General features: G+C 71.8%; 10 protein-coding genes and 1 rRNA gene. 7 read left to right on the top strand and 4 right to left on the bottom strand.

Annotated elements, in window-relative coordinates:
* The first annotated feature begins 2 nt into the window (after window positions 1-2).
* Window positions 3-1,031: an ABC transporter substrate-binding protein gene (locus EST54_RS11770; RefSeq protein WP_129247564.1), complete on the top strand. Its 1,029-nt coding sequence runs from the start codon at window positions 3-5 to the stop codon at window positions 1,029-1,031.
* A 182-nt stretch (window positions 1,032-1,213) separates the two neighbouring features.
* Window positions 1,214-2,143 carry a siderophore-interacting protein gene (locus tag EST54_RS11765; protein WP_129247563.1) on the top strand — a complete coding sequence of 310 codons (930 nt, stop codon included), beginning with the start codon at window positions 1,214-1,216 and terminating at the stop codon, window positions 2,141-2,143.
* Between the two features lie 82 nt (window positions 2,144-2,225).
* Here EST54_RS11765 and EST54_RS11760 read toward each other — a convergent pair whose 3' ends face one another.
* Window positions 2,226-3,251, bottom strand: a complete 1,026-nt coding sequence (locus EST54_RS11760; protein ID WP_129247562.1) for an HAD-IIA family hydrolase — start codon at window positions 3,249-3,251, stop codon at window positions 2,226-2,228.
* Between the two features lie 172 nt (window positions 3,252-3,423).
* Between EST54_RS11760 and EST54_RS11755 the strand changes: the two genes are divergently transcribed.
* From EST54_RS11755 to EST54_RS11735, 5 genes are all read left to right on the top strand, one after another.
* A complete protein-coding gene (locus tag EST54_RS11755) occupies window positions 3,424-4,689 on the top strand; it encodes a DUF1015 family protein (protein WP_129247561.1) in 1,266 nt (421 codons plus the stop codon).
* Window positions 4,690-4,845: 156 nt separating this feature from the next.
* A complete protein-coding gene (locus EST54_RS11750) occupies window positions 4,846-6,378 on the top strand; it encodes a pyridoxal phosphate-dependent decarboxylase family protein (protein WP_129247560.1) in 1,533 nt (510 codons plus the stop codon).
* A gap of 38 nt (window positions 6,379-6,416) precedes the next feature.
* A complete protein-coding gene (locus tag EST54_RS11745; RefSeq protein ID WP_129247559.1) occupies window positions 6,417-7,736 on the top strand; it encodes a lysine N(6)-hydroxylase/L-ornithine N(5)-oxygenase family protein in 1,320 nt (439 codons plus the stop codon).
* Window positions 7,733-8,377 carry a GNAT family N-acetyltransferase gene (locus tag EST54_RS11740; RefSeq protein ID WP_239012205.1) on the top strand — a complete coding sequence of 215 codons (645 nt, stop codon included), beginning with the start codon at window positions 7,733-7,735 and terminating at the stop codon, window positions 8,375-8,377. Before EST54_RS11745 ends, EST54_RS11740 begins: the two co-directional genes overlap by 4 nt.
* Window positions 8,374-10,179, top strand: coding sequence for an IucA/IucC family protein (locus EST54_RS11735; RefSeq protein WP_129247558.1), 1,806 nt, complete (start codon window positions 8,374-8,376; stop codon window positions 10,177-10,179). Before EST54_RS11740 ends, EST54_RS11735 begins: the two co-directional genes overlap by 4 nt.
* 93 nt (window positions 10,180-10,272) lie before the next feature.
* Here the strand turns inward: EST54_RS11735 and EST54_RS35010 are convergent, their stop codons facing one another.
* The 3 genes from EST54_RS35010 to rrf all read right to left on the bottom strand — a co-directional run bounded on the left by EST54_RS35010 (window position 10,273) and on the right by rrf (window position 12,600).
* Entirely contained in the window at window positions 10,273-11,034 is a 762-nt protein-coding gene (locus EST54_RS35010) for a tetratricopeptide repeat protein (protein ID WP_203525288.1), read from the bottom strand.
* On the bottom strand, window positions 10,971-12,206 hold the full coding sequence (locus EST54_RS35005; protein WP_217371182.1) for a hypothetical protein: 1,236 nt from the start codon (window positions 12,204-12,206) through the stop codon (window positions 10,971-10,973). Before EST54_RS35005 ends, EST54_RS35010 begins: the two co-directional genes overlap by 64 nt.
* A gap of 277 nt (window positions 12,207-12,483) precedes the next feature.
* Window positions 12,484-12,600, bottom strand: a 5S ribosomal RNA gene (rrf, locus tag EST54_RS11725).
* Between the last annotated feature and the right edge of the window lie 170 nt (window positions 12,601-12,770).

The raw sequence follows: 12,770 nt of genomic DNA, 5'->3' as shown, positions 1-12,770 counted from the left end.
CCATGAGTACCTCCCGAAGCACCCCTGTCTCCCGTCGCGGCATCCTGGCCGCGGGCGGCGCCGTCGGTATCGGCGCCCTGCTGGCCGCCTGCGGCGGGGGCAAGGGCCCGGGAGGCACCAACGGCAGTGCCGGGAAAGGCTCCTGGACCTTCACCGACGACCGCAAGGAGAAGGTGTCCCTGGCGCACACCCCCCAGCGCATCGTCGCTTTCACCGGCACCGCGGCCGCGCTGCACGACTTCGGGATCGACGAGCAGATCGTCGGCGTCTTCGGCCCCACCAAGCTGAAGAACGGCCGGCCCGACCCGCAGGCCGGCGACCTGGACATCGACAAGGTCACCATCCTGGGCAACGCCTACAACCAGTTCAACGTCGAGAAGTACGCGGCCCTGCGCCCCGATCTGCTGGTCACCAACATGTACGAGCCGGGCGCGCTGTGGTTCGTACCGGACGACAGCAAGGACAAGATCACCAAGCTGGCCAAGTCCGTTGCCCTCACCGCCGCCCGCACCCCGCTCGTCAAGATCATCGAGCGCTACGCCGAGCTGGCGGAGTCGCTCGGCGCCGACCTCAAGGCCAAGAAGGTCACCGACGGCAAGGCCCGCTTCGAGAAGGCCTCCGAGGCGCTGCGCAAGGCCGCCAGGTCCCACCCGGTCAAGGTGCTCGCCTGCTCCGGCAGCCCCGACCTCTTCTACGCCTCCAACCCCGGCATCAACGCCGACCTCATGTACTACAAGTCCCTCGGCGTCGACCTGATCGTCCCCGACCACCTGGACAAGGGCGGCTACTTCGAGAGCCTGAGCTGGGAGAACGCCGACAAGTACACGGCGGACGTGCTGCTGCTGGACAACCGGACCGCCACTCTCCAGCCCAAGGACCTGGCCGCCAAGCCCTCCTGGGCCAAGCTGCCCGCCGTCAAGGCGCACCAGATCACCCCCTGGTCGAGCGAGCCCCGCTTCTCCTACGCGGGCGCCGCCCCGCTCATCGAGTCGCTCGCCAAGGCGATCGGCAGCGCCAGGAAGGTCAACTGACGCCCGGCCGGGGTGGCAGGCCGGGGTGGCAAGCCGCCCCGGCCGCGGCCCCGGCCGGCGCGCTCCGCCGCAACCGCACCGCACACCCGCCGCCGCACACCGGCCCCGTTCACCCGCCGCCGCAGACCGGCCCCCTTCACCCGCCGTCGCACCACCGCAGTCCGCCCCGGGAGGTTCCCCGCATGACCACGACAGCCGCCCCCGCCACCACACCGTTCCGCTTCTTCGAGGTCCAGGTCCTGCGCACCCGGCGGCTGGGCCCGTCCATGGTGCGGGTCACCTTCGGCGGCGATCGGCTGGCCGAGCTGGCGTCCGGCGGTCGCGACCAGCGCTTCAAGCTCTTCCTCCCGCAGCCCCATCAGGACCGGCCGGTCCTCGACGACACCGGCGACGGCTGGTACGCCGCCTGGCGGGCGCAGGATCCGGCCGAGCGGGCGGTGATGCGCTCGTACACGATCCGCGCACAGCGCCCTGACCCTGCGGAGTTCGATGTGGACTTCGCCCTGCACGGCGCGGAGCCGGGGGCCTCCCCCAAGCTCTCAACTCCGTTCGAGCAGGGAGGTGCCCCCCTCACGGCCGGCGGCCCGGCCTCCCGCTGGGCCGCCCGCGCCCGGCCCGGCGACCGGCTGACCGTGCTCGCCCCGGCCGTCGAGGACAACGGCGGGGTCGACTTCCGCCCGCCGGCCGGCACCGACTGGATCCTGCTCACCGGCGACACGACGGCGCTGCCCGCGATCGCCGGCATCCTGTCCTGGCTCTCCCCCGGCACCCCCGCCAAGGTCTGGATCGAGATCGCGCACGAGGACGACCGGCAGCAGCTGCCGTCCTTCGCCGACGCCGAGATCACCTGGCTGGTCCGCGACGAGGCCACCACCGCACACGGCGAGCCGGTGCTCGACGCACTGCGCGCCGCCGAACTGCCCGCGGGCACCCCGTACGCCTGGGTCGCCGGCGAGGCCGGGACGGTCAAGGCGGTGCGCCGCCACCTGGTCCGCGAGCGCGGCATCGACCGCAGGGCCGTCACGTTCACCGGCTACTGGCGGCGCGGCGCCACCGAGGAGGACCTGCTCGCGGAGCTGACGGCCGCGGCGGCGACATCCCGGGGCGAGTGAGTCACCCGCAGCGGCGGCGGGGTGGCGGGCCCGTGCCGGCCGGGGCGCACCGCACCGGGCCCCGCCGCCGGAGCCCCGGCCCTCAGATCCCGATCCGGGCCAGCGCCTTGCCCGCGTCCGCCGCGCAACTGCCGTCCCCCGCGGCCGTCCAGGCCGCCGCGCACAGCGCCCGCAGCCCGTCCAGCGGCGTCCCCTCGCCGGTCACCGCGAGGGTGTCGCCGGACGCCTCGGCCCGCCAGCCGCCGCACCGGAATCCGTCCCCGTCCGCGGTCACCTCGGGCTGCGGTGCCAGCAGTCCGCGCAGGTCCGCTTCCACGTACGCGGGACGGTGCCGCGGCGGGGCGGCCAGCAGCTCGGCGGGGGTGGTGACGCCGGTGAGCACCAGCAGCGAGTCGACGCCGCCGTTGCAGGCGCCCTCGATGTCCGTGTCGAGGCGGTCGCCGATCACCAGCGGCCGCCGCGCGCCGGTCCGCAGCACCGTCTCCCGGTGCATCGGCGGCTGCGGCTTGCCCGCCACCTGCGGCGATCCGCCCGCGGCGATCCGCACCACCTCGATCAACGCACCGTTGCCCGGGGCGATCCCGCGCTCCTTGGGGATGGTGAGATCGGTGTTGGACGCGAACCACGGCACCCCGCGCTGCACCGCGTACGCGGCCTCCGCCAGCCGCGCCCAGTCCAGCGTGGGGTCGTAGCCCTGCACCACCGCCGCCGGATCGTCCTCCGCGGAGAAGACGGGCTCCAGCCCGCGCTCGCGCAGCGCCACCAGCAGCCCCTCGCCGCCGATCGCCAGCACCCGCGCGCCCGGCGGCACCTGCTCGGAGATCAGCCGGGCCACCGCCTGCGCCGAGGTGATCACGTCCTCGGCGCCGGTCGGCAGCCCGAAACCGGACAACTGGTCGGCCACGGCCTGCGGTGTCCGGGCCGCGTTATTGGTCACATAGGCGAGGTGCATCCCCCCGTCCCGTGCGGTGGTCAGCGACGGGACCGCATGCGCGATGGCCTGTCCGCCGGCGTAGACGACCCCGTCCAGATCCAGCAGCGCGGTGTCATATGCCTCGCTCAGCGCCTGCCGGGACCCGTCGGGCCGCCTGCGAACCTGCTCGTTCATGCCGTCTCGCTCCTCGCTCCCGTGCGCCCACGGAGGGACCCGCCGCCACCGGGGGCGACTCGCCGCCCGGCACCGGTGCGTGCCCCTCCGCTTCGCGCCTACCGGTATTTCCAGCCACGTACGGGCTGTCCCCCGATCTTCCCTCATCGGTGTGGCGGCATAGCATTCTTCAATGACCAGTAGCGACGGCCTCCGCCTCCTCCCGTTCCGCGGACTGCGTTACGCCCGGGAACGCGTCAGCAGCCTGACCGCCGTGACCTCACCGCCGTACGACGTGGTGGTCCGGCCGGACGGCGTGCGCCATCTGGAGACCGCCGATCCGTACAACATCGTCCGGCTGATCCTCCCGCACGCCGCGGACCCGACCACCCGCCACCGCCAGGCCGCCGACACCCTGCGCCGCTGGCGCGCCGAGGGCGTGCTGACGCAGGACGCCGAGCCCGCGCTGTACGTCTACGAGCAGCGCGCCGGTGAGGTGCTGCAGCGCGGACTGATCGGGGCGCTGCGGCTGGACGGCCCGGTGCTGCCGCACGAGGGCGTCATCCCGGAGGTGGTCGAGGACCGGGCCGCCCTGATGCGTGCGGCGGCCGCCAACTTCGAACCGCTGCTGCTGTCCTACCGCGGCCAGGGCACCGCGACCGGCGCCGCCGCGGTCATCGAGCGGGTGGTGGAGGAGGAGCCGCTGCTCGCGACCGTCACGGAGGACGGCTTCGCGCACCGCCTGTGGGCGGTCACCGCCCCCGCCGACCTCGCCGCCATCGACGACGACCTCAGCGGCCGGCAGGCCCTGATCGCCGACGGCCACCACCGCTGGGCGACCTACCAGCGGCTGTACGAGCAGCAGCCCGGCGCCGACGTGGCCTCGCCCTGGGCGTCCGGCCTGGTGCTGCTGGTCGACACCGCCCGCTATCCGCTCCAGGTCCGGGCGATCCACCGGGTGCTGCCGCATCTGCCGCCGGCCAAGGCGCTGGCGGATCTGGCCGGTGCCTTCCGCGCCCGTACGCTCCCGGGCGAGCTGTCCGCCGCCCTGGAGGCCCTGGAGGAGACGCCCGGTACCGCCTTCGTCCTGGCCGGCGGGCCGGACTCCTTCCACCTCCTGGACCGCCCCGACCCCGGCCTGCTGGACCGGACGATCCGCCGGGACCGGCCCGAGGCCTGGCGGCAGCTGGACGCCACGGTGCTGCACTCCGTCCTGCTGGACGAGGTCTGGCACATCCCTGACCATCCGTCGGACATCGGCTATCTGCATCACACCGGGGCCGCGGTCGAGCAGGCCGCCCGGCACGGCGGCACCGCGGTCCTGATGCGCGCCACCTCCGAGGAGACGGTCCGTCAGCTCGCGGAGCGGGGCGTGACGATGCCGCGGAAGTCCACCTCCTTCGGCCCCAAGCCCGCCACCGGCCTGGTCCTGCGCACGCTGGACGACACCGGCAACTGACCTCCCGCGCCGCCCGCACCGCGGCACCACACACCCTCCCTTCGGCGTAGTTAGGTTAGGCTTACCTAACTACGTCGCCGGGCAGGTCTCCCTGCCCCTGCGCACACCCCACCCTGCGCGGGACGTGGTCAACTCCGCACCAGGGAGGACATCGTCATGAGTCTCCTCGCGCACTCCACCGAGGACCCGTCCGACAGCCGGACCCATCTGCTCCACAACGGCACGGCGCACCACTACCACCGCGCGGTCACCGAGACCGTCGCCCGGATCAGCGCCAAAATCGCCGGCACCACCCGCCCGTTCACCGGCATCACCGTCGACGGCCTCACCCCCACCGTCTCCGGCGTCGACCTGGACGCGCCGCTGTACGACGCGACCGCCGCGCTGGACGAGCTGGAGGACGTCTACCTCCGCGACGCCGTCTACTTCCACCACCCGCGCTACCTCGCCCACCTCAACTGCCCCGTGGTGATCCCCGCCCTGGTCGGCGAGGCCGTGCTCGCCGCCGTCAACTCCTCCCTGGACACCTGGGACCAGAGCGCCGGGGGCACCCTCATCGAGCGCCGGCTGATCGACTGGACGGCCGACCGGATCGGCCTCGGCGCGCGCGCCGACGGCATCTTCACCAGCGGCGGCAGCCAGTCCAACCTCCAGGCCATGCTGCTCGCCCGGGACGAGGCCTGCCGCCGCGCGCTCACCGGCGGCGAGGTACCCGCCGGCTCCGGGCCCTCCGACGTCCTGCCGCGGCTGCGCATCCTTACCTCCGCCTGCAGCCACTTCAGCATCCGCAAAGCCGCCACCCTGCTCGGCCTGGGCGCGGAGGCCGTCATCGCCGTCCCCTGCGACGAGCAGAAGCGGATGCGCACCACCGACCTGGCCGCGGAACTGGCGCGCTGCGACCGTGAGGGCCTGATACCCATGGCCGTCGTCGCGACGGCCGGCACCACCGACTTCGGCTCGATCGACCCGCTCCCCGAGATCGCCGGCCTGTGCGCCGGGTACGGCGCCTGGATGCACGTCGACGCCGCGTACGGCTGCGGCCTGCTGGTCTCCCGCCGACGCGCCCTGCTGGCCGGCATCGAACGCGCCGACTCGGTGACCGTCGACTACCACAAGTCCTTCTTCCAGCCGGTCAGTTCGAGCGCGGTCCTGGTCCGCGACCGCACCACCCTGCGGCACGTCACCTACCACGCGGACTACCTCAACCCGCGCCGGATGGTGGAGCAGCGCATCCCCAACCAGGTCGACAAGTCACTCCAGACCACCCGCCGCTTCGACGCCCTCAAGCTCTGGCTCACCCTGCGCATCATGGGCGCCGAGGCCATCGGCGCACTCTTCGACGAGGTCATCGACCGCGCCGCCGACGCCTGGAAGCTGCTGTACGACGACCCCCGCTTCGAGGTCGTCGTCGAGCCCCGGCTGAGCACCCTGGTCTTCCGCTACGTCCCCAGCACCGACCAGGACCCCGACCTCAGCGACCGGGTCAATCTGCACGCCCGGGAAGCCCTGTTCGCCTCCGGCGACGCGATCGTCGCGGGCACCACCGTCGACGGCCGCCACTACCTCAAGTTCACCCTGCTCAACCCGGAGACCACGCTGGAGGACATCGCCACCGTGCTCGATCTGATCGCCGAGCACGCCGGCACCTTCCTCGCCGCCCGGCCCCGGCCGACGCTCAGCGCGCGCTGACCGACCCTCCCCCTCGCCGAACCCCCACCGGAGCCCCCGTGTCCGCCCCTTACGACTTCATCGCCATCGGCCTCGGCCCGTTCAATCTGGGTCTGGCCTGTCTGACCGAGCCGATCGACGGGCTCGACGGCCTGTTCCTGGACGACAAGCCGTCCTTCGACTGGCACCCCGGCATGATGCTGGACAGCAGCCACCTCCAGGTGCCGTTCCTGGCCGACCTGGTCACCCTCGCCGACCCCACCTCCCCCTTCTCGTTCCTCCACTACCTCAAGGAATCGGGGCGGCTCTACTCCTTCTACATCCGCGAGAGCTTCTATCCGCTGCGCGCCGAGTTCAACGACTACTGCCGCTGGGCGGCCGGCAAGCTCGACACCGTCCGCTTCTCCCACCGGGTGACCACCGTCGAGTACGACCCGGCCGCGGAGCTGTACGTCGTCCACGCCACGCACCTGCCCACCGGCGAGGTCACCTCGCACCGCGCCCGCAAGCTCGTCCTGGGCACCGGCACCCCGCCACACCTCCCCGAGGCCTGCCGGGGCCTGGGCGGCGATCTGCTGCACAACGCCGACTACCTCGACGCCAAGGCGTCCCTCCAGGCCAAGGACAGCATCACCCTGATCGGCAGCGGCCAGAGCGCCGCCGAGATCTACCACGACCTCCTCCAGGACATCGACCACCACGGCTACCGCCTGACCTGGGCGACCCGCTCCCCGCGCTTCTTCCCCCTCGAATACACCAAGCTCACCCTGGAGATGACCTCGCCGGAGTACGTGGACTACTTCCACGCCCTCCCCGCGGCCACCCGCGACCGCCTCAACGCCACCCAGAAACACCTCTACAAGGGCATCGACTCCGCCCTGATCAACGACATCTTCGACCTGCTCTACCAGAAGAACCTCAGCGGCCCCGTCCCCACCCGGCTGCTCACCAACACCGCCCTGCACCGGGCCCGCTACGACCGGACCTCCGGCACCTACACCCTCGGCCTGCGCCAGGAGGAACAGGGCACGGACTTCACCCTCGACACCCAGGGCCTGATCCTCGCCACCGGCTACCGCTACCGCGTCCCGGACTTCCTCGCCCCGGTCCACGACCGCATCGTCTGGGACGACGCCGGCCGCTACGACGTGGCCCGCAACTACAGCATCGACACCACCGGCCACGGCATCTTCGTGCAGAACGCCGAGCTGCACACGCACGGCTTCGTCACCCCCGACCTCGGCATGGCCGCCTACCGCAACTCGTGTCTGGTGCGCGAGCTGCTCGGCCGCGAGTACTACCCGGTCGAAAAGGCCATCGCCTTCCAGGAGTTCGCCGCCCCGGCCGGCCCGCACCACCCCCTGGAGGTCCCCGCATGAACGAGCACCGCACGCGCATCCCCGGGCAGCGCGCGCCGCACGCGTCCGAGGCCGGGCCCGGCGAGCGGCCGGCCGCCGCCCCGCTCTTCACCCGCACCGACGCCACGCTCGGGGAGTTCGCCCTGCGCCCGGTCGATCCGGCCGCCGACGCCCGGCTGCTGCACGGCTGGGTCACCCACCCCAAAGCCGTCTTCTGGCTGATGCAGGACTGCGACCTCGCCGCCGTCGAGAAGGAGAGCGCGCGGATCGCCGCCGACCCCTTCCACGACGCCTTCCTCGGCCTGCACAACGGCACACCGGCCTTCCTCATGGAGCGCTACGACCCGGCCCACCGGGAGCTGGTCGGCATCCACACCGCCGAGCCCGGCGACGTCGGCATGCACTTCCTCACCGCTCCCACCACCACCCCGGTGCACGGCTTCACCCTCGCCGTGCTCACCACCGTCATGGAGATGCTCTTCGCCGACCCGGCCACCCGCCGCGTCGTCGTCGAACCCGACGCCCGCAACACCGCCGTCCACGCCCTCAACGAGGCCGTCGGCTTCGAGGTCCTGCGCACCGTCTCGCTCCCCGCCAAAGACGCCTGCCTCAGCACGTGCACCCGCGAGAAGTTCCTGGCCACCCGAGGAGACCACCGATGACCGCCGCCGGCCGGCCCACCGCCCAGGAAGCCGTCGCCCACCTCACCCCCGCCCTGTGGGCACGGGCCAACCGCCTGCTGCTCCGCAAGGCCCTCGCCGAGTTCGCCCATGAACGGCTGCTCACCCCCAAGCGCCTGCCACCGGAAGGCCACTACTGTCTGCACAGCGACGACGGCTCGACCGAGTACCGCTTCGCCGCCCGCAGACAGGCCCTGGACCACTGGCAGATCGACGCCGACAGCATCACCCGTCACCGCGCCCACACCGAACTCCCCCTGGACGCTCTGGAGTTCATCCTGGAACTGCGCGACTCCCTGGGACTCGGCGCGGAGGTCCTCCCCGTCTACCTGGAGGAGATCAGCTCCACCCTCTCCGGCACCGCCTACAAACTCGCCGCCCACCAGCCCACCGCCGCCGCACTCGCCCACGCCGGCTTCCAGGCCATCGAGTCCGGGATGACCGAGGGCCACCCGTGCTTCGTCGCCAACAACGGCCGCCTCGGCTTCGGCATCCACGAGTACCACGCCTACGCCCCGGAAACCGCCCGTCCCCTCCAGCTGATCTGGCTCGCCGCCCGCCGCGACCGCGCCACCTTCACCGCCGGCGCCGGCCTCGACTACGACACCCTCATACGCGGCGAACTCCCCCGGCACACTCGCGACCGCTTCACCGCCACCCTCACCGGCCTGGGTCTCGACCCGGACGACTACTACCTCTTCCCCACCCACCCCTGGCAGTGGTGGAACAAGCTCTCGGTCACCTTCGCCGCCGAGGTCGCCCAGCAGCACCTGGTGTGCCTGGGCCCCGGCGACGACAGCTACCTCGCCCAGCAGTCCCTGCGCACCTTCTTCAACACCACCAACCCCGCCGCCCACTACGTCAAAACGGCGCTCTCGGTGCTCAACATGGGCTTCATGCGCGGCCTGTCCGCCGCCTACATGGAAGCCACCCCGGCCATCAACGACTGGCTCGCCCGCCTGATCGACGCCGACGACACCTTCCGGGCCACCGGCTTCTCGATCATCCGCGAGCGCGCCGCCCTCGGCTACCACCACCCCCAGTACGAGGCCGCCACCGCCAAGGGCTCCCCGTACCGCAAAATGCTCGCCGCCCTCTGGCGCGAAAGCCCCGTCGCCGCCCTCGAACCGGGCCGCCGACTCGCCACCATGGCCTCCCTCCTCCACACCGACGACCAGGACGATTCCTTCGCCGCGGCCCTCATCAAGGAATCCGGCCTGGCCCCCGCCGACTGGCTGCGCCGCTACCTCGACGCGTACCTGACCCCGGTCCTGCACGCCTTCTACTCCTACGACCTGGTCTTCATGCCGCACGGCGAGAACGCCATCCTGGTCATCGAGGACGGCGCGGTGGCCCGGGTCATCTTCAAGGACATCGCCGAGGAGATCGCCGTCATGGACCCCACCGCGGTCCTGCCCCCGGCCGTCGAACGCATCCGCGCCGACGTCCCCGAGGACAAAAAACTCCTCTCCGTCTTCACCGACGTCTTCGACTGCTTCTTCCGCTTCCTCAGCGGCATCCTCGACGACCGCGGCGTCCTCGACGAGGACACCTTCTGGCGCACGGTCGCCGAGTGCGTCCTCGACTACCAGGCGTCCGCGCCGCACCTCGCCGACAAGTTCGCCCAATACGACATGTTCGCCGAGGAGTTCGCCCTCTCCTGCCTCAACCGCCTCCAGCTGCGCAACAACCAGGAGATGGTCGACCTCCAGGACCCCGCGGGCGCCCTCCAGCTCATCGGCACCCTCCGCAACCCCCTCGCCCCCTACGCACCGCCCGCCTGACCCCCTCCCCCACAGACATGCCGAAGGGCGGGACCCCGTACGGGATCCCGCCCTTCCTCCCTCTCGTCCGCTCAGCCCACGACAGCGGCAGGCTCAGCCCTGCACACCGCCGTCACCGCCGTCACCGGCCTCATCACCCTCAGCCTCGTCGCCCTCGGCCTCCTCCGCCTCGGACTCGTCCAGCGCGTCGGTGAACTCCACCCCGTCCAGCTCCGCGAGCCGGTCGGAGGCATCCGTCGTACCGCCCTGGTCGGCCTCCAGCGCCCTGGCGAACCAGTCACGCGCGTCGTCCTCGCGGCCGACCTCCAGCAGCGCGTCGGCGTACGCATACCGCAGCCGCGCCGTCCACGGGTGCACCGCGCTCGACGCGAGCTCCGGGCTCTGCAGCGTGACCACCGCGGCGTCGGCCTGCCCCATGTCCCGCCGGGCACCCGCCGCGACCAGCCGCATCTCGACCTGTCCGGCCCGGTCCAGCTTGTGCACCTCGGGCTCACCGGCCATCGCCAGCGCCTTCTCCGGCCGCCCGAGCCCACGCTCGCAGTCGGCCATGACGGGCCACAGCTCCACACTGCCGGTCATCCGCCGCGCCGCCCGGAACTCCGCCAGCGCCTCGCTGTACTTGCCGACCGCGTACGCCGCAAAGCCGGCCGCCTCCCGAACCGCCGCCACCCTGGACGCCAGCCGCAGCGCCACCCGCGAGTAGCCGTACGCCCGCTCCGGGTCCTCGTCCAGCAGCTTCGCCACCATCACGAGGTTCTTGGCGACGTCCTCGGCCAGCGTCTTCGGCAGGCTCAGCAGCTCCTGACGCACATCCTTGTCGATCTCGTCACCGGTGACGTCCTCCGGAATCGGCAGCCGCTTGATCGGTTCCCGCTCCCGGTCCCGCCGATCATCCCGACGGTCGTCACGCCCGCGCCCGCCCCCATACGGCCGACGCCCCCCACGCTCGTCGTCCCTACGGAACCCACCCCGGTCGCCACCGCGGTCATCCCGACGGTCACCTCCGCGGAATCCGCCACGGTCGTCCCGCCGGTCATCCCTGCGGAACCCGCCCCGGTCACCGCCACGGTCGTCCCTACGGAACCCACCACGGTCACCACCGGACGGACGGTCATCCCTACGGAATCCACCACGGTCACCACCGGACGGACGGTCGTCCCTCCGGAACCCACCGCGCTCATCATCACGACGCGGCCCACGCGGCCGCTCATCCCGACGATCCCCGCCACGGAACCCACCACGGTCGCCACCGGACGGACGATCATCACGCCGGAACCCACCACGATCGTCCCGCCGGTCACCACCACGGAACCCACCACGGTCACCACCCGACGGCCGGTCATCACGCCGGAACCCGCCCCGGTCACCACCGCGGTCGTCCCGCCGGTCATCCCTGCGGAATCCACCGCGGTCGTCCCGCCGGTCACCGCCACGGAACCCACCACGGTCACCACCGGACGGACGATCATCACGCCGGAACCCGGGACGGTCCCCGCCACGGTCGTCCCGCCGGTCATCCCTCCGGAACCCACCACGCTCATCATCACGACGCGGCCCACGCGGCCGCTCATCCCGCCGGTCACCACCACGGAACCCACCACGGTCACCGCCCGAGGGACGGTCATCACGCCGGAAGCCCCCACGGTCGTCCCGCCGGTCACCGCCGCGGAACCCACCACGGTCACCGCCCGAGGGACGGTCATCACGCCGGAAGCCCCCACGGTCGTCCCGCCGGTCACCGCCGCGGAACCCACCACGGTCACCGCCCGAGGGACGGTCATCACGCCGGAAGCCCCCACGGTCGTCCCGCCGGTCACCGCCGCGGAACCCACCACGGTCACCGCCCGAGGGACGGTCATCACGCCGGAAGCCCCCACGGTCGTCCCGCCGGTCACCGCCGCGGAACCCGCCCCGGTCACCACCGGACGGCCGGTCATCACGCCGGAATCCGCCACGGTCACCACCGCGCTCGTCCCGCCGCTCACCGCCACGGAACCCGCCCCGGTCGCCCCCCGACGGACGGTCATCACGCCGGTAACCCCCGCGGTCACCACCGCGGTTGGTGCCACGGGGACCCCGGTCCCCCCTGTCCCCATCACGCCGGAAACCACCGCGGTCGCCGTCGTCGCGCCGCTGCGGCCGGCGCTCCGAACGATCGTCGGAAGAGTTGGTGGACATCGACGTGACTCCTGTCTTCGGTACTGCATTCATTCTCGCGCACCGACCAGTTCAGCGCGCTTCGGCAAAAACAAAAAGGACCCTTGGTCCCAGCATGAACGCTGGGACCAAGGGTCCTGAAAGATTGTTCGGCGGCGTCCTACTCTCCCACAGGGTCCCCCCTGCAGTACCATCGGCGCGGAAAGGCTTAGCTTCCGGGTTCGGAATGTAACCGGGCGTTTCCCTAACGCTATGACCACCGAAACCCTATCGGGTTCTAGCGAACAAGCACACTTTTTAGTTAAAGAGTGAAACTTGGTTCAACCAGCGATTGCGACTGTTCGCAACCCGGGAACCACACAGTGGACGCGAGCAACTGAGGACAAGCCCTCGGCCTATTAGTACCAGTCAACTCCACACCTTACGGCGCTTCC

This window comes from Streptomyces sioyaensis, from assembly GCF_004122735.1.
In the GTDB taxonomy this organism is placed as follows: Bacteria; Actinomycetota; Actinomycetes; order Streptomycetales; family Streptomycetaceae; genus Streptomyces; species Streptomyces sioyaensis.
The sequence above is the reverse complement of the archived record's forward strand: the minus strand, read 5'-3'. Positions and strand labels throughout refer to the sequence as shown.